The organism is Sediminicola arcticus (genome assembly GCF_040566695.1).
GTDB classification, from domain to species: Bacteria; Bacteroidota; Bacteroidia; order Flavobacteriales; family Flavobacteriaceae; genus Sediminicola; species Sediminicola arcticus.
On the sequence record NZ_JBEXAE010000005.1, the window covers coordinates 81,504 to 104,598 of the forward strand.

Annotated in this window: 20 protein-coding genes and 1 tRNA gene; 16 read left to right on the forward strand and 5 right to left on the reverse strand. The window is 39.3% G+C overall.

The features are described from left to right. Positions 1-3: 3 nt before the first annotated feature. Positions 4-1,329: an HTTM domain-containing protein gene (locus ABXZ36_RS11305; protein WP_354615714.1), complete on the reverse strand. Its 1,326-nt coding sequence runs from the start codon at positions 1,327-1,329 to the stop codon at positions 4-6. Beyond that, on the reverse strand, positions 1,330-2,256 hold the full coding sequence (locus tag ABXZ36_RS11310; protein WP_354615715.1) for a bifunctional riboflavin kinase/FAD synthetase: 927 nt from the start codon (positions 2,254-2,256) through the stop codon (positions 1,330-1,332). A 52-nt stretch (positions 2,257-2,308) separates the two neighbouring features. Here ABXZ36_RS11310 and ABXZ36_RS11315 point away from each other — a divergent pair, with 52 nt between their 5' ends. Beyond that, positions 2,309-6,085: a zinc-dependent metalloprotease gene (locus tag ABXZ36_RS11315; protein ID WP_354615717.1), complete on the forward strand. Its 3,777-nt coding sequence runs from the start codon at positions 2,309-2,311 to the stop codon at positions 6,083-6,085. Continuing rightward, positions 6,082-6,762, forward strand: a complete 681-nt coding sequence (locus ABXZ36_RS11320) for a hypothetical protein (protein ID WP_354615719.1) — start codon at positions 6,082-6,084, stop codon at positions 6,760-6,762. Before ABXZ36_RS11315 ends, ABXZ36_RS11320 begins: the two co-directional genes overlap by 4 nt. A 9-nt stretch (positions 6,763-6,771) precedes the next feature. Here ABXZ36_RS11320 and pth read toward each other — a convergent pair whose 3' ends face one another. From pth to ABXZ36_RS11335, 3 genes are all read right to left on the reverse strand, one after another. Next, positions 6,772-7,401 carry an aminoacyl-tRNA hydrolase gene (pth, locus tag ABXZ36_RS11325; RefSeq protein ID WP_435602423.1) on the reverse strand — a complete coding sequence of 210 codons (630 nt, stop codon included), beginning with the start codon at positions 7,399-7,401 and terminating at the stop codon, positions 6,772-6,774. 81 nt (positions 7,402-7,482) lie between these two features. Next, positions 7,483-8,106, reverse strand: a complete 624-nt coding sequence (locus ABXZ36_RS11330; RefSeq protein WP_354615721.1) for a 50S ribosomal protein L25/general stress protein Ctc — start codon at positions 8,104-8,106, stop codon at positions 7,483-7,485. A 55-nt stretch (positions 8,107-8,161) separates the two neighbouring features. After that, complete coding sequence (locus ABXZ36_RS11335; protein WP_354615723.1) at positions 8,162-9,103, reverse strand: ribose-phosphate pyrophosphokinase; 942 nt, start codon at positions 9,101-9,103, stop codon at positions 8,162-8,164. Between the two features lie 134 nt (positions 9,104-9,237). Here ABXZ36_RS11335 and ABXZ36_RS11340 point away from each other — a divergent pair. The 14 genes from ABXZ36_RS11340 to ABXZ36_RS11405 all read left to right on the forward strand — a co-directional run bounded on the left by ABXZ36_RS11340 (position 9,238) and on the right by ABXZ36_RS11405 (position 23,053). Further along, a tRNA-Leu gene (locus ABXZ36_RS11340) sits at positions 9,238-9,318 on the forward strand. A gap of 152 nt (positions 9,319-9,470) precedes the next feature. Continuing rightward, positions 9,471-10,193, forward strand: coding sequence for a pirin family protein (locus ABXZ36_RS11345; protein ID WP_354615725.1), 723 nt, complete (start codon positions 9,471-9,473; stop codon positions 10,191-10,193). 110 nt (positions 10,194-10,303) lie between these two features. Beyond that, a complete protein-coding gene (locus tag ABXZ36_RS11350) occupies positions 10,304-11,446 on the forward strand; it encodes an MFS transporter (protein ID WP_354615726.1) in 1,143 nt (380 codons plus the stop codon). Between the two features lie 103 nt (positions 11,447-11,549). Next, on the forward strand, positions 11,550-12,026 hold the full coding sequence (locus ABXZ36_RS11355; protein ID WP_354615728.1) for a hypothetical protein: 477 nt from the start codon (positions 11,550-11,552) through the stop codon (positions 12,024-12,026). A 4-nt stretch (positions 12,027-12,030) separates the two neighbouring features. Then, positions 12,031-12,585: a crossover junction endodeoxyribonuclease RuvC gene (gene ruvC, locus ABXZ36_RS11360; RefSeq protein ID WP_354615730.1), complete on the forward strand. Its 555-nt coding sequence runs from the start codon at positions 12,031-12,033 to the stop codon at positions 12,583-12,585. Between the two features lie 40 nt (positions 12,586-12,625). Further along, positions 12,626-13,762, forward strand: a complete 1,137-nt coding sequence (hemW, locus tag ABXZ36_RS11365) for a radical SAM family heme chaperone HemW (protein WP_354615732.1) — start codon at positions 12,626-12,628, stop codon at positions 13,760-13,762. 12 nt (positions 13,763-13,774) lie between these two features. Next, entirely contained in the window at positions 13,775-14,524 is a 750-nt protein-coding gene (locus tag ABXZ36_RS11370) for a cyclase family protein (RefSeq protein WP_354615733.1), read from the forward strand. A gap of 60 nt (positions 14,525-14,584) precedes the next feature. Further along, positions 14,585-15,217, forward strand: a complete 633-nt coding sequence (locus ABXZ36_RS11375) for a DUF4230 domain-containing protein (RefSeq protein WP_354615734.1) — start codon at positions 14,585-14,587, stop codon at positions 15,215-15,217. 1 nt (position 15,218) lies between these two features. After that, a complete protein-coding gene (locus ABXZ36_RS11380) occupies positions 15,219-15,620 on the forward strand; it encodes a Dabb family protein (RefSeq protein ID WP_354615736.1) in 402 nt (133 codons plus the stop codon). A 60-nt stretch (positions 15,621-15,680) separates the two neighbouring features. After that, on the forward strand, positions 15,681-16,040 hold the full coding sequence (locus ABXZ36_RS11385; RefSeq protein WP_354616001.1) for an MmcQ/YjbR family DNA-binding protein: 360 nt from the start codon (positions 15,681-15,683) through the stop codon (positions 16,038-16,040). A 60-nt stretch (positions 16,041-16,100) separates the two neighbouring features. Next, entirely contained in the window at positions 16,101-17,873 is a 1,773-nt protein-coding gene (locus ABXZ36_RS11390) for a MutS-related protein (protein ID WP_354615737.1), read from the forward strand. Between the two features lie 356 nt (positions 17,874-18,229). Further along, the gene (locus ABXZ36_RS11395; protein ID WP_354615739.1) at positions 18,230-18,508 is read left to right on the forward strand and encodes an Hpt domain-containing protein; all 279 of its coding nucleotides are present in this window, start codon (positions 18,230-18,232) and stop codon (positions 18,506-18,508) included. A gap of 272 nt (positions 18,509-18,780) precedes the next feature. Further along, a complete protein-coding gene (dinB, locus tag ABXZ36_RS11400; RefSeq protein ID WP_354615740.1) occupies positions 18,781-19,995 on the forward strand; it encodes a DNA polymerase IV in 1,215 nt (404 codons plus the stop codon). A 58-nt stretch (positions 19,996-20,053) separates the two neighbouring features. After that, positions 20,054-23,053, forward strand: coding sequence for a DNA polymerase III subunit alpha (locus tag ABXZ36_RS11405; RefSeq protein WP_354615742.1), 3,000 nt, complete (start codon positions 20,054-20,056; stop codon positions 23,051-23,053). Positions 23,054-23,095 lie beyond the last annotated feature (42 nt).

Below are 23,095 nucleotides of genomic sequence, written 5' to 3' on the forward strand. Positions count from 1 at the left end.
TCTTTAGTTTGAAAGTTGTTTGGGAGCTGATAAAATCCAGCTATGATGAGAAAAATGATACCAGGGTTCTGCAGCCAAATCTACCTTAGGGTCAATAAAGGTTCGCAGCGACTTGCCATTGATACTAACTCTGGAGGTTACATAAATAGAAACTTCCTTGCCATTTCCCGCAGACTCTTTTTTTAAATGCTGTGCAAATTGCCATATAAAATCGGGATAAGTTGCAATTTTACGCTGTTGGGATTTGGTAAGGTAATCAGTAAGGCTTGCAAATTTAAAGGTGCCGTCTGCTTTGTTTACTACCTTAAAACGTATTGTCCCAGTTCTGGATCTGAGCATCATTCTCCAGCTCATTCGATGACCTTCTTCGGTCCAAAGCACATCGTCTTTTATAAAATAGTGACGTATAGGAAGTGCCAATTGCGCTAGAAAATATAGCCCAATAGTGGAGACAAGCAGCATCCTCCTGGCCGGGATACGAATTTCATTAGCTTGTAAAAGAATCCTTTTTTTAAAGAATATGCGCCTGATGGATTCTGGTTCAAAGAAAAAGACCGTGAAAGCAAGGGACAGGTAAGGGAAGATGCCTATCTGGAAAACAATGGAGTTGAAGAGATGGAAGAAAATAGAAACAACGAAGGCCAATTTCCGGGTTGGTTTCCACAAAAGGGCTGGAATAATTAACAAATCAAATAAGATTCCCGCACTCCCAATAATAACATGAACCCAAGGCTGTTGTAATATGCTGCCAATCATTGGATAGTTGGCCTTTGGGGCCATTAGTACCTTTATAAACCCAAAATCGAGCCAATCCCCATACATTTTTGCGATAGCTGCAAAGGTATACACTATAAAAAGCTGGAATACAATAATCCATTTTACATAGGCTGGCATGGTCCGGGAAGGTGCTGTCGAGTATTTTTTTGCATCCAATGCGTAATCTGTATTTGCTGGTAAAAAAATCATGATTGCGGAAATCAAAATCAACAAATAGTAATGATTATTGTAGGATGTCTTTTGCATGAGATAAACGCCTATCCATAGCAGGGTAAAGGAGATGATGCTAACTCTGTACTTATATCCTAAAGCAATACATAGCCCTAAAGTGCCCATTACTATGAAATACAGATACATGCCGATGCCTGGGAAAGGTTGTAGCCATTCAAATCCGATAAAGGTAAAAGTGAATTGTGGATTGATCAGCGTTCTTTTAACCCATCCTGTGATGATGGCTCCGTAACATTCCAAACTAATTAGGATTCCAAAAAATATACGGAAGATGAGTAAAGGGCAATTGTCTATTCTTTTGAAAAGAAATTTATCCCACATCTATTTTGATATTATGGCCAAGGACGTTTTTTTATCAACCTCCAATTGCGCCTTAAGCTCTTCTAAAGTATCAAATTTATGTTCATCCCGGATTCGCTCAAGAATGTCTATCTGAAGTTTCTTGTCGTATAGGTCGTTGTCGAAATCAAAAAAGTGGATCTCTATGCTTTTTTCTGTTCCCGACACGGTAGGGTTGTAGCCAATGTTCATCATGCCATAAACAGTTTTACCATCAATGATACTTTTCACTACATAGACCCCTTTTTTAGGAATTAACTTGTATTTTTCGGGAATATGTAGGTTGGCTGTAGGGAAATTAATTTGTCTGCCAAGCCCTTTTCCTTTGGAGATGGTCCCTGTAAGCATATAGGGATATCCTAGAAAGGAATTGGCCATTTCAATATCACCTTCTAAAAGAGCATTCCTAATTTTAGTCGAGCTCACAGATACATCCTCTATTTCTTGTGCAGGAATTTCCTCTACATCAAAATCCATTGTTTTTCCAAATTCGATTAAATCCGTAATGTTGGCATTCCTATTTCTTCCAAATCGATGGTCGTACCCTATGATGATCTTTTTGGTTCCAATGGCATCCACCAAAATATCCTTTACAAATTCTGTGGCAGAGAGCCTCGAGAATTCTTTAGTAAAGGGATGGATAATGAGGCTGTCAAGACCGGTTTCTTTTAATATTTTAGCCTTTTCCTCTATAGTGTTCAAAAGTTTTATATCTGCATCTTGCTGTAAAACCATTCTTGGGTGGGGAAAAAAAGTGAGGACCGTTGACCTTAGATCCAATAATTTGGCATTATTTATGAGGCGTTCCAATATCTTACGATGACCAATATGAACTCCATCGAAAGTTCCTATGGTGATGGCTGTAGAATGTTTTTTGTCGTACTTGGAAATGCTTTGAACTGTAATCACGAATAATAAATAATAAAAAGGCTTATTTTTGAAACTATAACTGAACCTCTTGATGAATACAAAATTACATCTTGTTTTTTCAATTACCATATTATTTCTTTCCTTTTACGGTTCGGCACAGAACAATTATTGGGAAAAGGAGACATCAAGAACCCCAGTTTCTGCAAAATTCTTATCTCAATTGGATATGGAAAAGGCGTCAATGTTCTCATTAAAGGAGACCGAATTTTCTAGGGAACTACCAACTCAAAAGGACGGTAAGCAATCCAAGGTTATTTATTTTCCTAATGAAAATGGAGTATTGGAAGGTTTTCGGGTAATGGAAAAATCTATAATGGCCCCCGAATTGGCAGCCAAATATCCACAAATAAAATCTTATGTTGGCCAAGGTTTTACACATCCCGAAGATAGAATACGTTTTAGTGTGTCCCATAAGGGGGTTCAGAGTATGATTGTCCATGGAAATAGTGAAAGGACCACTTTTATGCAAAAGGCTTCAGCAGATGGAAATAGGTATGTGGTTTATTCCAAGGAAATGAATGCGGCTTCCAAGGCTGAATTCATTTGTAATACGACCACAGTCTTAGAAAAAAATGCTTTAGGAAGTACCCAAAAGCTAGTAGATGATCAACTATTGCGAAGGTTCAGATTGGCCATTTCAGCAACAGGGGAATATACGGCTTATCATGGTGGAACAAAGGCGGATGCGATTGCGGCAATAAATGCCACAGTAACCAGAATTAATGAAGTCATGGAGACGGATTTAGGAGTTACTTTGGAACTTATAGCGAATAATGATGCCGTTATTTATACGGATGCAGCTACCGACCCTTATAACGGTAATTTAAACAGTCAGGTACAAAATACATTAAGCACCATTATTGGTGAGGCCAATTATGATGTGGGGCATTTGTTCCAAAGAGATGCTAATAATGGTAATGCTGGATTTATTGGAGCTGTTTGTGTGGATAATAGAAAAGGGAGTGGATATTCCTCTGCCATAAACCCTGAAGGGGATTTCTTTGATCTGGATTTTGTAGCTCATGAAATGGGACATCAATTTGGTGCCAACCACACGTGGTCTTTTGAATCTGAAGGCACAGGAGTGCAGGCAGAACCAGGTAGCGGGTCAACAATAATGGGTTACGCGGGAATAGCGGATGTTAATAATGTAGCGTCAAACGGTGATGATTATTACCACTATAACAGCATATTCCAGATCACAGAATATGTAAAGACTACTACTTGTGCACAAATTATTTCACTCACAAATGCTACTCCAGTCATAGTACCCATGGCAGACCATGTGATACCTAAATCTACAGCTTTTGTGCTTACAGGGTCAGCTTCGGATGCTGATGCTACTGATGTTCTCACCTATACTTGGGAGCAAATAGATAATGGGGTAGTTACTAACGTTACATTTGGGCCAACCAATCCTAGTGGGGCCAATTTTAGATCCTTAAAGCCCTCAACAGATCCTAAACGATATTTCCCGAGACTATCCAGAGTCATAGAAGGAAGACTTACGCAGTCTAATCCAACCATTAATTCAGCTTGGGAAACAGTTTCAGATGTATCAAGGGAATTTAACTTTGCACTTACCGTTAGGGACAATGCCGTAGGTGGCGGACAAGTAAATGCCGAGCTAGTTAAGGTTAATGTAGTCAATAGCGCTGGTCCTTTTGTTCTTACTTCTCAGGTTACTAATGAGGTTTATAACGCGGGGTCTGTGCAGGAAGTAAGGTGGGATGTTGCTAATACGAATACAGCACCTGTTAATGCCAATACGGTGGACATTCTTTTATCCACAGATGGTGGACTCACATTTCCTATTTCCTTAGCCAACAATGTGTCTAACGATGGTCAACATTCCGTTCTATTGCCAGGTAATGCAACAACAACAGCCAGAATCATGGTCAAGGCCAGTGACAATATATTTTTTGCGGTCAATACCGCCAATTTTACAATTCAAGCTTCGCCCATTGTCTTGGAGTTTGCAAAGTTGGATTTTGAAATCTGTCAGCCTAATGATTGGGTTATCCCTTTTACATATAAGACCTATTTAGGTTTCAATGAGGAAGTGACGTTCAGTGCAACAGGTGTACCTGGAGGACTGACCACTAATTTTTCCCCTCCTACGGCAACTACTAATACTACTGCTGTTACACTTACCCTAAGTAATTCGGGAAGTCTTTCAGAAGGGAACTACCCCATTGATGTCATCGCCATATCATCTGGTGGCACTTCTAGTCAAGTACAGCTCCTTTTAAAAGTTTATGATACTGCTTTTCCCAATGTAACCTTAACATCCCCTGGAGATAATAGCATTGGGGTTGCATTATCACCACAATTGACCTGGCAAGAAGATGATGCCTATACTTCCTATGATATAGAAGTGGCTACTGACGCTTCTTTTGCAACTATAGTAGATTCCAAAACCGTAATTTTTAATAGCTATACACCCTCGGCTTTAGAGCAGGATACAACGTATTATTGGAGGGTTAAGCCACGAAACAGTTGTAGTGAAGGTGTTTTTGGGCCTGCATTTAGCTTTACGACCAAGCAGATTAATTGTAAAAGTTTTGAGGCTAATGGATTGCCATTAACTATTACTTCTGTAGGGGAACCAGTGGTGATATCCAAAATTAGTTTTGTTGAGGACCTTCCTATTGCAGATGTGAATATTAATCTCAACATAACCCATTCCTATTTGGAGGATCTGGTTATAAGTTTGATTTCCCCTGCGGGTACCAAAGTAGTTTTGACCTCCAGTTCTTGCGGATCGCTTAGAAACATAAATACCACTTTTGACGATGACGGTTCGCCGTTTGTTTGTGCAAACAATCCCGCTATCAGTGGCGTTGTGAGGCCCTTGGGATTATTGTCTTCGTTTAACGGAGAATCTTTGTTTGGAGAATGGACCTTGGAAATTAAAGACAATGCGCCATCGGACGGAGGGTCTTTGAACTCTTTTTCTCTGGATATTTGCGTAGAAGGTGCTTTTAGGCCGGATGTTGATGAAGATGGCGTCTTTGATGATGGGGACGATCTTTGTTTAGGCACGCCTAAAGGGTTGGAGGTTGATGTTAATGGATGTGCTATCTATAGATTGCCCAAGGACAATTTCTTGGTAGAGATACAAAGTGAATCTTGTAGAACCAATAATGATGGGGCTTTAAATATTATTGTTAAAGAAGAATTAGATTATTTTATAACCGTAGTTGGAAACGGAATAAATGAGGAAGGGAGCTTTACAACAACATATAGTTTAACCACATTGCCTTCAGGTACTTACCAAGTTTGTATTGTGGGTGTTTCGGACACTGTAACCTATGAGGCATACTGCTTTGAGGTAGTGGTGACAGAACCTGAATCCATAAGTGTATATTCTAAAATGTCTATTGATGGAAAGCAGGTGGTCCTGGATTTGGAAGGATCCAATCTTTATACCATTGAATTAAATGGCCTAATACAGCAGACTTCAAAATCAAACGTAACCTTAGATTTAAAAAATGGCATCAATATTCTTAAGGTGTACACCAACATTCCTTGTCAGGGGGTATATGAGGAAGAATTATTTGTTTCGGATAGCGCTATTTTATATCCCAACCCAGTAGTAGATAACGCAACCTTGTTTTTTGGAGCGTTGGTAGAGCAAGCCATTATAAAGATATATAGTGTAAATGGAATCTTGGTGAAAGAAATGGATCAACTGGTAACTGGAAGGCAAATGCAACTTGATTTCAGTGGACTTTCACCTGGAATTTATATTTTGAATTACAGTACAGCAAATAGTAAAGGAACTTATAAAGTGATTATAAAATGAAGCATTTAACTCTGGTAATGATGTTGCTGTTGCTGTTTGGCTGTGGGGGAAAGGATGCGCCAAAAGCTCCTGAAAGTAGCCTATTGATTTTTCCATTAAAAGATTCTGAATGTACTACGGGAGTTAGCCTTTCTGGCGCTACCAGTGAAGTGGAATTTCAATGGCAAACTTCGGACTTTACGGAATCATACCAGATACGGTTGACAAATTTAGTAACCAATGTCAGTCAGAATATGAGTACCACGGCTACCTCCATAAAGTTACCATTGGAAAAAGGAGCACCCTATTCCTGGTTTATCACTTCTAAAAACACCAATGTTACAGAAACGGCAACAAGTGAGATTTGGCGGTTTTATAATGCGGGTTTTCAGACGTCTTATGCCCCATTTCCTGCAGAAATTATTGCTCCTAAATCTGGTGTATCAGTATTAAGGAGTGTGAACAACGAAGTGGAATTAGATTGGTCCGGTGCGGATGTGGACAATGATATAATAGGCTATGAAGTTTATTTTTCAACCAATAACCCCCCTGAAACACTTGTTTTTTCTCCCTTACCTAACGATACAGATGTGAATGTTACCGTGGTGGCCAATACGGTTTATTATTGGAGTATAAAGACCATAGATAGTGAAGGGAATACTTCAGATTCTGGCGTGTATCAATTTAAATCCCTTTAAGAACCATGTTTAAGAATTGTTGAATTGATTCATGGTGCGGTTGATTCCTGATAGGACAAATGATTTGACCAATTCTGTGGCCTTTGTGAAACGCTCAGGAAGTTCTTTTTGTTCCTCTTCGTTCCATTCTCCTAGAACATAGTCGACCTGTCTTCCTTGCCCGAAATCGGCTCCAACTCCAAACCTAAAACGGTTGTAATTGGTGGTCTCTAAAAAGTTTTGAGTGTCCTTTAACCCATTATGCCCGCCATCACTTCCTTTAGTCTTAACGCGGATGGTGCCAAAAGGAAGGTTTATGTCATCGGCAATGACCATCATATTTTCTATGGGAATTTTCTCCTTCTCCATCCAATATTTTATGGCTTTGCCGCTGAGATTCATATAGGTAGATGGCTTTAGAAGAATGATACTTCTGCCTTTTACTTTTAGGGTTGTTATATCACCTAATTTTTGGGTTTCAAAAGTAAGTTTCTCGGCCTTGGCAATTGCATCCAAAATCTTGAAGCCAATGTTATGTCTTGTATTTGCATACTCTGCTCCAATGTTTCCTAATCCTATAATTAAAAATTTTTTCATTGTATCTGTTTCCGATAATAGGGTCTTATTCTTGGCAAGTAACGTTTTAAACAATCCAAACATAGCAAGCACATGTAAATTTGGTGTAAAAATACAAAAGCATCCCAATTTCTTGGGATGCTTTTTTGTATGATGTATGAGTTACTATTCAGTAGCCTCGGTAGTTGCTTCAGCAGCATCAGCTCCTTCTGCTCCTTCTTCTTCATCCTCTTCAATAAGAACGGCGTTACGAGCAGATTTAACCTGTACAACCAATGTTGAATCTGGGTGTAAAATGGTAAAATCTTCACTTAGAAGAGAGGCAACAGTAATATAACCTCCAATTTTTAATTTGGATATATCCACGTTAAAGAAATCTGGAAGATTGTCAGGAAGAGCCTTGATGGCAAGTTTTCTTTTTCTGAACAATAATCTACCACCGTTTCTTACTCCTGGAGAACTTCCTAACAAGTTAACTGGGATGTTCATGGTAACGTGTTTGTCACTGAATAACTGGTAGAAATCTACGTGTAAGATTTTATCGGTTACAGGGTGAAATTGAATGTCCTGTAAAACCGCGTTGAATTTTTTTCCACCCAAATCAATCACAGCAGTGTGTGCGTTAGGGGTGTACACAATTTCTTTGAATGATAACTCATCTGCTGTAAAGTGTAATGGTTTATCCCCTCCGTATAACACGCAAGGAACCTTTCCAGCATTACGTAGAGCCTTACTAGCCTTCTTGCCCACGCTTTCTCTTTCTGATCCTTTAATTGTAATTGACTTCATTATATATATTAATTATTAATTAAATACGCTTTTTTGACTTAGGTGTTTCCTAAGCTTACATTAAAAATTTTGAACTTATGGATGTGTTCTGGTGTACACGTTGCATAACATCTGAGAACAGTTCTGCGCAACTTAGTACATTTACTTTGTTGCTTTCCTTTTTAAGAGGAATAGAGTCTGTAACTATAAGTTCTAATAGTTGTGACTTTTCTATTTTTTCATAGGCATCCCCCGATAATAATGCATGGGTTGTTATTGCCCTAACGCTTAGTGCACCACGTTCCATCATCAAATCGGCCGCTTTTGTCAAGGTGCCGGCAGTATCTACCATGTCATCTACTAAGACCACATTTTTTCCCTTGACATCCCCTATGAGTTCCATATGGGATATAATGTTTGCTTTTTCTCGTTGCTTGTAACAGATGACCACATCGCATTCCAATGCTTTGGAATAGGCATAGGCCCTTTTCGACCCTCCCATATCTGGAGAAGCTATGGTTAGATTGTCCAAATTAAGGTTTCGGAGATAGGGTAAAAACAAGGTGGACGCAAATAGATGATCAACTGGTTTTTCAAAAAATCCTTGGATTTGGTCAGCGTGAAGGTCCATGGTAATGATCCTTGTAGCACCGGCAACTTCTAACATTTTGGCCACCAATTTTGCTGCAATTGGCACCCTAGGCTTGTCTTTTCTATCTTGTCTGGCCCAACCAAAATAAGGCATTACCGCTGTAATATGTCTGGCTGAGGCACGCTTGGCCGCATCCAACATCAACAACATTTCCATTAAGTTTTCAGAACTTGGATTTGTAGAACCTACAATAAAGACCCTAGCCCCTCGTACCGATTCCTCAAAGGAGGGTTGAAACTCACCATCGCTGTATCTGGAAAACATAACTTTTCCTAAATCGGATCCAAATGATTTCGCTATCCTTTCCGCAAGATGCGTACTTTGGGTACATGCAAAAATTTTAGGTTCTGGTACTTGATACGACATGCTTAACGTGTTTATTTTCAATGGTTTTATCAAACGAGGTGCAAATTTAGAAATTAATTGGGTTGAGAAGATATAAATATCATTTTTTTTTGGGGGAAAATGAAAATAATTTCTATTTTTGCAGTCCAAAATTAGCCTTGGTGGCGGAATTGGTAGACGCGCTGGATTCAAAATCCAGTGTCTTTGACGTGTGGGTTCGATTCCCACCCAAGGTACAAAGCTTCACAGAAATGTGGGGCTTTTGTTTTTTTAATTCCTTTTTATCCTTCAAAAAGTTTACAAAAATGAAGTGGCATTAAAAAAGTCTTAAGAGAATTTTAATAATTTTTATCGGCACAGACGCTTATTTTTGTCAAAAAATATAGCGATGTCAAAAAATACAATCCTTCATAAAGCGAATACGAGAGGACATGCCAATCATGAATGGTTGGATAGCCACCACACCTTCAGTTTTGCCAATTACCATGATCCAAAACGTATGAACTTTGGAGTTCTGCGTGTTCTTAATGATGATGTGGTAGATGGCGGAATGGGTTTTGGAACTCATCCCCATAACAATATGGAAATTATTTCCATTCCCTTGGAAGGAGATTTACAGCATAAAGATAGTATGGGTAATGTTGCGGTTATTAGCCAAGGGGATGTGCAAGTTTTGAGTGCTGGTACTGGTATTTCGCATTCAGAGCAAAATAAGAACAAGGACCGTGCAGTGCGATTTCTACAGATTTGGGTGCTTCCAAAAAAACAAAATGTGACCCCTAGATATGATCAGATTTCTATTGGTGATCTTGAAAAAAAGAATGAACTGTACCAGGTACTATCCCCTGATCCTGAAGATTCTGGCGTTTGGATCCATCAGGATGCATGGTTTTTTATGGGGAATCTAGAGGAAGGAATAAGCAAAGATTACACTATCCATAAGGCTGGAAATGGGGTCTATATTTTTGTTCTGGAAGGTGATGTTACTGTTGATGGCCAAGCTTTAAACAGAAGGGATGGCTTTGGCGTTTGGGAGGTGGATAGTATTCAGCTCAAAGCGGATACAAATACCAAAGTTTTGTTGATGGAGGTACCTATGCATTTGGCCTAAAAATTGATATCATTACCTGGATGCATCTTCATTTAAAATGAGGTATTTTTGATGCGCGAAAACTGCTTATTCAAATATACTTGGCGGTATTTGTACTTTTTAAAGCAAACATGGAGCTAAAAAGCAAACAGCGCATAACCTTAAGTATTTATTTCTTTCTCTCAGGGTTCTGTTTTGCAACCTGGGCTTCCCGTATACCAACTATTAAGATGGCTTTTAATTTTAACGAAGCGGAACTCGGGAGTCTTTTAATAGCCATGCCTATAAGTTCCTTGGTGGGGTTGCCTATTTCTGGATGGTTGGTATCTCGATTCGATAGTAGGATTCCTTTAATGGCCTCTTTCTTTTGTTTTTGTTTGGGACTTACTGCTATAGGTATGGCAAATACTCCCTTTATGTTGGTGGCTGCTATTTGTTTGTTTTCCTTTAGCATGCGCATCTTAAATATTGCCATGAACACCCAGGCCATTACACTACAAAAACTGTTTAATAGAAAAATAAACGGTAGTTTTCATGGTATTTGGAGTACTGGTGGTATCGCAGGGGTAGGCTTTTCTTCCCTCTTAGTGAAATTGCAGGTTTCCATGGCGCTCCACTTATTGGCTGTATCCTTGATCGTTTTGTTGGTGGCTTTGATGGCCTTTAAACTACTCTTGAGAAACGATAGGTCGGCACATGGCAACAAATTAATCATAGGAAAACCCGACCCATTTATTTTGAATTTAGGCATCCTTATTTTTTTGGCTGCGCTTTGCGAAGGCGGAATGTATGATTGGAGTGGGGTTTATTTTAAGGAAGTCATACAGGTAGAAGTTTTCACCTTGGGATATCTCGTATTTATGATTTTTATGGCGCTCTCCAGATTTCTTTCAGATTTTATTATAGATCGGATAGGGGTAGAAAAGACCTATTTGTTAAGTGCCGTATTGATAGCCTTTGGAGTTTTGATCATTATTGTGCTACCTTACTTTTGGCCTGCCATGATAGGATTTTGTATCGTAGGATTTGGTGCAGCATTTATTTTTCCAATGACCATGACCTTGGCTGGGACTTCGAAAAAGTATTCTGCAGGTATGGTAATTTCTATCATAGGGACCTATGGTATATTAGGCATGTTTATAGGTCCACCTTTAATTGGATACTTGGCCCATGCTTTTAGCCTAAGAATATCATTTATCTTGTTTATTTTTACGGGATTGATGCTTATTCCAGTCTCCCAATTACTTTTTAGACATCAAAAAAACCAAGATTAGGGTGGTGTAAAATAGGGCGGACGGCTGTTAAGGCGGATAGGTGAAGGAATATGCCCTAAACTTGCTTAAAAAATTGTAATTTTCCACAAAGAATTTGATATACATGCGTAAGTATGGAATTTTATGTCTTCTGTGTATCTTAACCTCTTGCGGTTGGTTTCCTTCTAAGGAAATCAGGACCCAAAGATTGGTAGATCAGGAAATGCAAACCATTGATTGGAATGGGGTAGATCAGTATCCGCTCTTCGATAATTGCGATGAAGTGGCCAGTTTAGAGAGTCAGAAAGGGTGTTTTGAAAGCACTTTGTTCGAACATTTTTCAGCAACCTTGAATGAATTTGAATACGAGTTGGAGGGTGATGTACACGATACCATCCATGTCGATTTTAAGATTGATCAAATGGGGACTATTTCTTTATTACACATGGGCAAAAATGCCAGGTTAGATGATCAAATACCCGAATTTGAAATCATCATCACTAGAAGTTTGATGACCTTGCCGTCTCTTGCACCGGCGTTAAAAAGGGGTATTCCAGTAAGTGCAAAGTTTAGGATACCCATTGTATTGAACACAAAATAAAATTTTGGCAAACGAGAAAATTATATTAGGGATAGACCCGGGAACTACCATTATGGGTTTTGGCCTTATTAAGGTGGTAAACAAAAAGATGGAGTTTCTGCAGATGAATGAGCTGTTACTCCAAAAGTATGACGATCCCTACATAAAACTAAAACTTATTTTTGAACGTACTATTGAACTCATAGATACCTACCATCCTGATGAAATTGCCATAGAGGCGCCTTTTTTTGGTAAAAATGTACAATCCATGCTCAAATTGGGAAGGGCCCAGGGGGTTGCCATGGCAGCCGGTCTTTCTCGGCAAATTCCAATAACGGAATACCTACCAAAAAAAATTAAAATGGCAATCACCGGAAATGGGAATGCCAGTAAGGAGCAGGTAGCTAGAATGCTCCAAAGTACCTTGGGACTAAAATCCCTTCCTAAAAATTTAGATAGCACAGACGGACTTGCAGCTGCTGTATGTCATTTCTATAATGAAGGAAGGATAGAAATAGGGAAAAGTTATACCGGTTGGGGTGCTTTTGTAAAACAAAACGAGAAACGGGTTAAAAAATAGGTCTGATCACTTAAGTGCTTAGAAGCTTCAATAGAATAAAATGAGCGGAATATATATCCATATCCCTTTTTGTAAACAAGCATGTCATTATTGTGACTTTCATTTCTCCACTAATATGGGAAAAAAGGAGGTCATGATCAAGGCATTGCAGAAAGAATTGGAATTACGGAAAGACGAGTTTGAGGGAGAAACGGTGGGTACTATTTATTTTGGTGGAGGGACACCATCGGTCTTAAACACTTCTGAGATCAATGCAATACTACAAACGGTATACAATAATTATAAGGTAGGTAAGGATCCGGAGATTACTTTAGAGGCTAATCCAGATGATCTAACCAGTCTAAAAATCAAAGAACTGGCCGCTTCTCCTATTAATAGACTGAGTATTGGGGTCCAGTCTTTTTTTGAAGCAGATTTAAAAATGATGAATAGGGCCCATAATGCAGCCGAGGCGGAGGAATGTATTAGGGAGGTTTCCAATTTTTTTGATAATATTTCCATCGATCTTATTTATGGAATACCTGAAATGTCCAATGAACGATGGCTTCAGAATATAGAAAAGGCATTATCGTTCCAAATACCTCACATTTCTAGTTATGCCCTTACTGTAGAACCAAAAACGGCCTTAAAAAAATTTATTGAACAAGGGGTGGTACCACCTGTGAATGATGAGTTGGCACAGGAACATTTTACCATCTTGACCACTACGCTTGCCAATGCGGGCTTTGATAATTATGAAATTTCCAATTTTGGAAAGCCTGGGTTTTATTCTAAAAACAATACGGCCTATTGGCAAGGGAAAAAGTATATCGGTATAGGGCCATCGGCCCATTCATATGACGGACAGCGCCGGGGATGGAATAAGGCCAACAATACAAAGTATATAAAATTGATCGAAGCGGGAGTCCTTCCTATGGAGGTTGAGGTATTGAGTACTACAGATAAATATAACGAATATGTAATGACTGGCTTACGAACCATTTGGGGAGTATCTTTGAGTCGTATTAAAACCGAATACGGGGAGACTTACCACAACTATATTCTCCAGCAAGCAGAAAAACATATTCAGGAGCAATTATTATTTTTGGACCAGGATATACTCTTGGTGTCCAAAAAAGGTAAGTTCTTGAGCGATGGAATTGCTAGTGACCTGTTTCTTCTTAATTTAGAATCATAAAAAAATACTCTTTTGATAGCTAAAATCACATACAACACTAAAAATTACAATATAGATCTTTTAAACCCCTTGGATATTTCGATGCCACTTCGTGGAAATGCTTCCAATGTAAATGCATGGTATGTGGACCCACCAAAAATACTCCCACATACCCAAGGTGACTTTGTGGGAAAGGTGGCAGAAGGCGCCTCCACCAATTTCAATGATATTTCATTTAATCCGCACGCCCACGGTACCCATACGGAGTGTGTAGGACACATTACCGAAGAGTTCCATTCCGTCAATAAATGCTTTGATCATTTTTTCTTTATGGCACAAGTGATTACTATAGCGCCGGAGAAATATAAAGGGGATTTTGTTATTTCTAAAAAGCAACTGAAGTATGCCTTAGGGAATAAAAAGAGGCAGGCGATAATCATAAGGACGCTGCCAAATTTATCGGACAAGCTTTCAAGGCAATATTCTAATTCCAACCCGCCCTACTTACTAGAAGAGGCGGCAGAATTACTTGTTGAATGTGGTGTGGAACACTTGCTTATAGACTTACCATCCGTGGACAAAGAAAGGGATAACGGAGCGTTATTGGCACACAAAGCCTTTTGGAATGTTAAGGGAGCAATAAGACATAAAGCTACCATTACTGAATTTATTTTTGTGGCAAATACCATACAGGATGGGAAATATTTTCTAAACTTACAGGTAGCACCATTCGAAAACGATGCAAGCCCTAGTAGACCAATACTTTATAAAATTCTAGATTAGAAAAGTTGTATTTAAGATAGATGGGATAAAGTAAAATTGCAATTAGGAGAAAAAAAACAAATGGGCGATATAGTAGAAATATTCCTTGGTTTAGCTTTGGGAACAATAGCAACCTATTGGGTATTTTCCTATTTCCGAAAGAAGAATAAAAAAAATCTCACAGAGCATCAATCTATCGTGCTTTTAGATAAGATTAAAAGCGTTTGTAGGCTATTTTCTGTAGAGGGGGAGTTTGCTGAAATTTATAGATATGAAAACACCAAAGTGGGCTTTAAGAGTCTTTGGAGCGATAAAAAGAAAGCTTTTATAGTCATAAACGCTAAAGCTCATATAGAGGATGATCTCAAAAAAGTGAAAATGCACGCAAACACCCAGAAGAAAAAGATCATATTGATCAATTTTCCACAACCAGAAATACTATCCATAGAACCAGATCTACAATTTTATGACATAAAAAACGGACTGTTTAATTCCTTTTCCCCAGATAACCTCACCTCTTTGATTCAAGAGGCGAAAAAACACATTAGGGAGAAAATCCCAGAAAGTGGATTGATGGATTCTATAAGAAAGGAAACGTTGGAGGCTGTTTTAGTGATCGAAAAAATTGTTGAAACGATAGGCTGGTCTCTGGATTATTCCGCTTTGGAGATGAGCGATAGGGAAAAAATTTTATTGGAAAGTAAAGAAAAGTAAAATGGGAAGAATAATTATATTTTTTGGTATTGTATTGGTCAGTGTTATGGGTAGTGCCCAAGAAAGTAGAATTAGGCAAGATTTTAATTCTAACTATGTACACACCGTTTTCTTTTGGATGAAAGAACCGGCAAATGAGGTTTCTAATAAAAAATTTGAAGTTTCACTCAGAAAATTTTTGGATCAAACAAAATATGCTAAGACCCAGTTTATTGGCAGGCCTCCAAAGGCAACACGAAACGTAGTTGATGATTCTTTTACCTATTCCTTAGTCTTGAGTTTTGTATCGGCAGAAGCCCAAGAAAATTATCAAATGGAGGCAGCCCATTTGGTGTTTATAGGGGAATCACAAGAGCTTTGGGACAAAGTGGTGGTTTACGATTCTATGGGTATCAAGGAATAATAACATTTTTGATTAAGCAGTTAACCAGTCTGCTCTGGTATGACAACGAATATTAGGGATATGGATATTGAATTGTTTAGGACATATTGTATTTCCAAAAAAGGAGTTACCGAGGAATTTCCATTTGATGCGGATACCTTGGTTTTTAAAGTTATGGGTAAAATGTTTGCCTTAGCTCCTTTAGAACGAATCCCAACTCAAGTGAATTTAAAGTGCGATCATGAAAAGGCTATTGAACTAAGGAAGGCTCATGATGGTATCATCATGCCAGGGTATCATATGAGCAAAACCCATTGGAATACCGTTTATATTGAAAATTACTTGCCTAATTCCTTGATCATGGAGCTCATAGATGATTCTTACAACCTTGTGGTAGCTGGTCTCACCAAAAAGTTAAAGGTAGCATTGGATGTCCTCTAGACATCTTAAATATCAATATATTTGTGGTCATTTAAAGAATAGTAAACCTCAAGTTTCACCATGGAAAACCTCATTACCTTTTATACAAAACGAATCACAGAACATACGTCAGAACTAGCTCATATTAAGAAGCTATTATTGGCTTCAAGTATGATGCGATTAATATTATTTTTATCATCCTTCGCTGGTATTTATTACGCGTGGGGAAATAGTAGGTTGATATTAGGGGTGGTTTTAGGGACCATTGTGATTTTTGTTTTCTTGGTTTCCCGCCATGCTGATTTGGCAAATAAGAAGGAAAAGATTTTGGCTTTAATTAAGATCAACGAAATAGAGATAAAGGTTTTGGCTAGAGATTATAAAGGATTGCCCGATGGGAGTAGGTTCGCGGATCCATTCCACCATTTTGGTCAGGATATAGATTTGTTTGGGAAGGGTTCATTTTTCCAATATACCAATAGAACAGTATTAGATCAGGGAACTGAAAAATTAGCTCTGTTGTTTACTGAAAACAGTATTGATGACATCAAAAAGAAACAGGAGGGTATTAAGGAGTTAGCACATATGGCAAAATGGAGGCAAGAGTATGCTGCCGAAGCTACGTTAGTAAAGACAGAAATAGCCGCAAAGACAATTACAGCTTGGCTCAGCGCCTATACCTTCTTTGTTCCCAAGATTATGAGATATGTCCCTATGATATTTTCGGGATTGTCAATTTTAGTTATTGTCCTATATTTTATGGATATCACATCAGGATATATATTGGCTTTCTGGTTTTTTACTGGCTTGGGGATTAGCGGTTCTTATTTAGTTAAGATCAATACGTTAGCTGCAAAAACGGGAAAGGTACAAACCGTTTTCCAGCAATATCAAAAATTGATTTTTGAAATTGAGAAGACAGAATTCACTTCAGAACTTTTGAAGAATAAGAAAGCTATGGTGACTAGAGTGGATAGAAAAACCTCTTTGGTATTGAATGATTTTGCTCGGGTTTTGGGTGCTTTGGATCAGCGTAATAATATGTTCTTTGGTGTGGTAGGTAATGGTTTTTTATTGTGGGATCTTAATCAAGTTTTTAAAATAGAACGATGGATTAAAACCTATGGACAAGAAGTGGACCAATGGTTCGATACGATTGCATTTTTTGACGCTTATAATAGCTTGGGTAATTTTACTTTTAACCATCCTAAGTATTCATTTCCTGAATTGACCGATGATGCTGTTGTGCTTAAAGCTCTAGATGCCTCACACCCATTATTGGATCCTAAAAAGAGTGTCACCAATGATTTTCAAATACAAGGGGAGCAGTTTTTGATTATTACAGGGGCCAATATGGCTGGGAAGAGTACCTTTTTACGAACAGTATCCCTACAAATTGTAATGTCCAATATGGGGTTGCCGGTCTGTGCCAGTATGGCAACTTATTCCCCCATAAAATTAATTACCAGTATGCGTACCTCTGATTCTTTAACAGATGATGAATCCTATTTTTTCTCAGAATTAAAACGGCTAAAATTTATTGTGGACCAAATCCAAACCGACCGTTACTTTATTGTCTTAGATGAAATATTAAAAGGGACCAATAGCACGGATAAGGCAATTGGTTCTAGAAAGTTTGTGGAAAAACTGATTGGTTCCAAAGCAACTGGGATCATTGCTACACATGATCTAAGCCTGTGTGAGGCATCCAATTCCTTACCCCAGGTGGAAAACCACTATTTCGATGCAGAAATTATCGATGGTGAACTTTATTTTGATTATAAGTTCAAAGAAGGGATATGCCAGAATATGAATGCTTCCTTTCTGTTGAAAAAAATGCAAATTGTAGATTGAATAAAAAGTATTTAGACTTTTTGTAATACTTTGATCTTTAGTAAAATGAGAGGGTATCCCTTTTTTATTTTACGTTCTAAATTAGTATTGAAATGAGATTAACTTGATTTTATGTAGGATTTATTCTATAAACCTGTAAATATTACGCACATGTAAGGTGTGAAATCATTCTCAAAGAAGAAATTACTTACTTTTGTAGCATTTTGTATGTTGCAGGAACACAACATTAGAGCATTTGCCATTACATTTTTTATATGGTATATCATGTAGATTAGTTTTTATCTAGTAGGATTGAGTTTTGTTTTTTAGAGGAAATTCTGAGATACATTCCTCTTTTTTTGGGTTAATAAATGAAAATGAAAGAAGTACCACATTTAAATTACATCAGGGAATTGTCCGGTGGGGATGAGGGGCTCGAGAAAAAGTTCATTGCGCTGATCAAAAATGAGTTTCCCATAGACAAAGAGATATACCTAGAAAAGCTTGGTCATAAGAAGTATAAGGATACGATGCACATGGTGCAGAAATTAAAACCTAAACCTAAACTTAACTTCTTGGGACTACAGGAAGGGTACCGTTTGGCTCTTCGTTACGAAGAGGATCTTCGTTATGGGAACCCTAAATTACAAAAGTAATTTTTGGAGATTTTGGAACGGATAGAATCTTATATTAATACCTTATAGGAGATTGCTGCTATGGTTAATGTGGGGTAATACTTCTCTTAAACTTAAACTATTGAGGTGGTATCTCCTCATACCAAGCCTAGACCTTATTTAATATTTATTTTTTACTTGCCTTGAAATCCAGGAGATATCTAAAGTGTATAATTTTTGAATATTAATAATATGGAAATATTCCAATAATATGGAAATATTCCATAATTTAGCATACCCTTTTTTGGTATGCAATGGATAAGACAATACTTCATTTAGATTTGGACACGTTTTTTGTGTCCGTAGAACGACTACAGGACAGTAGGTTAAAGCACCGCCCTTTGTTGGTAGGTGGTACGAGTGATAGAGGTGTGGTGGCCGCATGCAGTTACGAGACTAGAGGGTTTGGAGTACACTCTGGCATGCCTATGAAAATGGCCAAGCAGTTATGCCCAGAAGCAGTGGTCATCAAAGGCAATGCGGGGACGTACAGCAAGCATTCCGATATGGTTACCGATATCATTAAAGAGCAGGTGCCCCTTTTTGAGAAGTCTAGTATCGATGAGTTTTATGCAGACCTTACCGGAATGGATCGTTTTTTTGGTTGCTACCACTATGCCTCAGAACTCCGGAATAGGATCATCAATGAAACTGGCCTTCCTATTTCCTTTGGACTATCGGGTAATAAGGTGGTTTCCAAAGTGGCGACGAATGAGGCCAAGCCCAATAATCAGCTAAAAATAGACCTGGGTTATGAGAAGCCTTTTTTGGCTCCACTGTCCATAAATAAAATACCAATGGTGGGCGATAAGACCTACCAAGTACTCCGAAATTTGGGATTGCGACAGGTAAAGACCATCCAAGAAATGCCCATGGATATGATGCAAAGGGTGTTGGGTACCAATGGAGCTGTTATCTGGAAACGAGCAAATGGCATAGACAACACCCCTGTGATTCCTTTCTCGGAACGAAAATCCATTTCTACCGAGCGAACTTTTGATAAGGACACCATTGATGTGATCAAACTTCGGGGGATTCTTATTGCCATGACCGAGAACCTCGCCTTCCAACTACGGAGGGGCGACAAATTAACGGCCTGTATTGCGGTCAAGATCCGCTACTCGGATTTTAACACCTATTCCAAACAATTAAAAATCCCTTTTACAAGTGCAGACCATATCCTGATTCCCAAAATTTTGGAACTGTTCAATACCCTGTACAATAAAAGATTATTGGTGCGTCTCATCGGCATCAGGTTCAGCCATTTGGTACAGGGCAACTATCAGATCAATCTATTTGATGATACAGAGGAAGCCCTGAACCTATATGCTGCTTTGGATAAGATCAGGGAGCGTTTTGGGGATAAAAGCGTGCTTAGGGCGTCGGGGTTGGGAGCAAAGACCATTGGCAGGATGCAGAATCCATTTAATGGACAGCCGCCTATCATCTTGGCACACCGAAAGTATTAGGAAGACCGTCTTCCCGTTAGCCTCAAATATTGAACCCTTGGATTGAAAAATAAACATAATGTACATCAACTGCCATACCTACTACAGTTTACGTTTCGGAACCCTATCCGAATTGGAACTCTTGCAATTGGCCCAAGAGAACCATGTGGGGCAGTTGGTGCTTACCGATATTAACAATACGTCGGCATGCTTAAATTTTGTACGGAAGGCACAAGATTATGGGGTAAAGCCCATCTTGGGAATCGATTTTCGGAACGGAGTGGACCAATGTTATGTGGGTATTGCCAAAAATAATGAAGGGTATCAGGAACTGAACAACTTCTTGTCCGAACACCTGCACCAAGAAAAAAAGTTTGCACCCAAGGCCCCCTTTTTTAAAAATGCCTACGTGGTCTACCCGTTCGAGAAAGTATTGCTGAACGAGCAAAAGACCTTTTTTGAGCATGAGTTTATAGGCATATCTATTGCTGATCTACGCCGCTTGCCCTTTTCCAAAATCATAGAGTTAAAGGATAGGTTGGTGGTGCAACAGCCGGTCACGTTCAGGAACAAGCGCGATTTTAATGCCCATCGCCTCTTGCGTGCCATTGATAAGAATGTATTGTTGAGTAAATTGCCACAAATAGAGGAGGCCCGTCCGGAGGAGAAGATGTTTCCCATGCAGAATTTGGCGGCTGCTTTTTCTGAGTACAGTTTTATCTTGGAGAACACAGAGCGGTTGCTGCGTTCTTGTAGTATCCATTTCGATTTTTCCGAAGGGCGAAAGCCCCAGAATTTGGAAACCTATTTGGGGGATACCGCTTCCGATGAGGTAATGCTAGAACAATTGTGTCAAGAAGGCTTGCCCTATAGATACGAGGAGGTAGATGAGGTAATCTTGGAACGTCTGCAAAAGGAGCTCGGCCTGATCAAGAAAATGGGTTTTGTCTCCTACTTTCTTATCAATTGGGATATTGTTTCCTATGCCCGGAAACAAGGGTTTTTTTATGTAGGTCGGGGCAGTGGTGCTAATAGTATTGTGGCCTACTTGCTTCGGATTACCGATGTGGATCCCATTGAACTGGATCTTTATTTTGAGCGCTTCATCAACCTATATCGAGTAAATCCACCCGATTTTGATATCGATTTCTCTTGGAAAGACAGAGAAGCCGTCACCCAATATATTTTTGATCGTTTTCCTCATGTATCCCTCTTGGGTACCTATGTTACCTTTCAGGTCAAAGGGGTAATCAGGGAATTGGGAAAAGTGTTTGGTCTGCCCAAGGAAGAGATAGATGTGCTCTGCGATGGAAAATACCATCCATCACAATTGGATGAGATGTCCCTCTTGGTGCTAAAGTATGGTGAGCTCATCAAGGGGATGCCCAATTATCTGAGCATCCACGCCGGAGGAATTTTGATTACGGAAAGACCCATCCATTATTTTTCTGCTACCCATCTGCCACCCAAGGGATACCCTACCACACAGTTTGATATGGTGATTGCCGAGGATGTGGGACTTTTCAAATTCGATATCCTTTCACAACGTGGTCTGGCAAAAATAGAGGAGACTTTGCAAGTCTTGGCCTATAATCAACCCGAACAGGGGGAAACTTTTGATATCCATGATATTAAACGGTTTAAAACGGATCCTGTGGTGAATGCCTTGGTAAAAAGTGCCCAATGTATGGGCTGCTTTTATGTAGAGTCCCCGGCCATGCGCATGCTATTGAAAAAGTTGGAGGTAGACACCTATTTGGGACTGGTAGCTGCAAGCTCCATTATTCGGCCCGGGGTATCCAAAAGTGGAATGATGCGGGAATATATCTTGCGGCATCGAGAGAAGGGTCGGGCCGAGGAAAGGGCACACCCTGTGATGTTGCAGATTATGCCAGAGACCTATGGCGTTATGGTCTACCAAGAAGATGTAATCAAAGTGGCACATTATTTTGCCGATCTGGACCTAGGAGAAGCAGATGTACTGAGAAGGGGAATGAGTGGGAAGTTCCGCTCAAGGGAAGAGTTTCAAAAGGTAAAGGACAAGTTTGTGGACAATTGCCGTAAAAAAGGGTATGCAGATACCTTGATCTTTGAAATATGGGACCAGGTGGCCAGCTTTGCTGGGTATGCCTTTGCCAAAGGACATTCTGCTTCCTATGCTGTGGAAAGTTACCAAACCTTATTTTTAAGAGCCTATTTTCCTCTGGAATATATGGTGGCTGTACTCAATAATGGAGGCGGCTTCTACAGTGCCGAATTTTATATCCACGAGGCCCAGATGTTGGGGGCTCGTATACACCCACCTTGTATCAATAAAAGTATGGCGGCCAATTGTATCTATGGGAAAGATCTCTATTTGGGGTATATGTATCTCAGGGAATTGGAAGCAAGGGTAATGGAACGTATTTTAAAGGAACGAAAGGCGAACGGTCTCTTTTTGTCCTTGGCCGATTTTGTGGATCGGGTGCCTATTTCCATTGAGCAATTGAGCATCCTAATTCGGATAGATGCCTTTCGGTTTACGAAGGTGAACAAGCATGAGCTCTTATGGGAAGCCCATTTGTTCCTTTCTAAAAGCACAAAACTAGACCATCCCAAATTGTTTCCCGCTAAGCCACAGCATTTTACCATCCCCAAACTGCACAGTACTGATCTGGAAATGGCCTTTACCCAATTGGAGCTCTTGGGCTTTAGTCTCTGTAGTCCGTTTGATATCTTGGTAGACCCTCCCAAGAATGCAAATGGTAAACGGGACTTAGAGACTTATCTGGACAAATACATAGATATCTACGGTTATTTGGTTACGGTTAAGAATACCAAGACCCACAAAGGCACCCGAATGAACTTTGCCACTTTGGTGGACCAACATGGGGAGGTATTCGATACGGTATTATTCCCGCCCATAGCCGCCCAATATCCGTTTCGAGGGAGAGGAATTTATAGGTTTTATGGGAAGGTGGTGAGTGAATTTGGCTTTTTGAGCATAGAGGTCTTAAAAATGCAAAAACAGGATTATATCCAAGACCCGCGCTATGCAGATATGAAGACTTCCAAAAAGCCAGGGGTTTCCGTGAAATAAAATAATTATCTCTATTACTTATTTGTCCTAGGTCCCTTAGGA

What these genes read in the sequence shown, in the direction of transcription:
- ABXZ36_RS11385 (WP_354616001.1), top strand. Translation starts at nt 15,681, where the DNA reads ATGGATATTGAATTGTTTAGGACATATTGTATTTCCAAAAAAGGAGTT.
- ABXZ36_RS11380 (WP_354615736.1), top strand. Translation starts at nt 15,219, where the DNA reads ATGGGAAGAATAATTATATTTTTTGGTATTGTATTGGTCAGTGTTATG.
- ABXZ36_RS11335 (WP_354615723.1), bottom strand. Translation starts at nt 9,103, where the DNA reads ATGTCGTATCAAGTACCAGAACCTAAAATTTTTGCATGTACCCAAAGT.
- ABXZ36_RS11320 (WP_354615719.1), top strand. Translation starts at nt 6,082, where the DNA reads ATGAAGCATTTAACTCTGGTAATGATGTTGCTGTTGCTGTTTGGCTGT.
- ABXZ36_RS11375 (WP_354615734.1), top strand. Translation starts at nt 14,585, where the DNA reads ATGGGCGATATAGTAGAAATATTCCTTGGTTTAGCTTTGGGAACAATA.
- ABXZ36_RS11355 (WP_354615728.1), top strand. Translation starts at nt 11,550, where the DNA reads ATGCGTAAGTATGGAATTTTATGTCTTCTGTGTATCTTAACCTCTTGC.
- pth (WP_435602423.1), bottom strand. Translation starts at nt 7,401, where the DNA reads ATGTTTGGATTGTTTAAAACGTTACTTGCCAAGAATAAGACCCTATTA.
- ABXZ36_RS11345 (WP_354615725.1), top strand. Translation starts at nt 9,471, where the DNA reads ATGTCAAAAAATACAATCCTTCATAAAGCGAATACGAGAGGACATGCC.
- hemW (WP_354615732.1), top strand. Translation starts at nt 12,626, where the DNA reads ATGAGCGGAATATATATCCATATCCCTTTTTGTAAACAAGCATGTCAT.
- ABXZ36_RS11390 (WP_354615737.1), top strand. Translation starts at nt 16,101, where the DNA reads ATGGAAAACCTCATTACCTTTTATACAAAACGAATCACAGAACATACG.
- ABXZ36_RS11315 (WP_354615717.1), top strand. Translation starts at nt 2,309, where the DNA reads ATGAATACAAAATTACATCTTGTTTTTTCAATTACCATATTATTTCTT.
- ABXZ36_RS11350 (WP_354615726.1), top strand. Translation starts at nt 10,304, where the DNA reads ATGGAGCTAAAAAGCAAACAGCGCATAACCTTAAGTATTTATTTCTTT.
- ABXZ36_RS11330 (WP_354615721.1), bottom strand. Translation starts at nt 8,106, where the DNA reads ATGAAGTCAATTACAATTAAAGGATCAGAAAGAGAAAGCGTGGGCAAG.
- dinB (WP_354615740.1), top strand. Translation starts at nt 18,781, where the DNA reads ATGGATAAGACAATACTTCATTTAGATTTGGACACGTTTTTTGTGTCC.
- ABXZ36_RS11405 (WP_354615742.1), top strand. Translation starts at nt 20,054, where the DNA reads ATGTACATCAACTGCCATACCTACTACAGTTTACGTTTCGGAACCCTA.
- ABXZ36_RS11305 (WP_354615714.1), bottom strand. Translation starts at nt 1,329, where the DNA reads ATGTGGGATAAATTTCTTTTCAAAAGAATAGACAATTGCCCTTTACTC.
- ABXZ36_RS11395 (WP_354615739.1), top strand. Translation starts at nt 18,230, where the DNA reads ATGAAAGAAGTACCACATTTAAATTACATCAGGGAATTGTCCGGTGGG.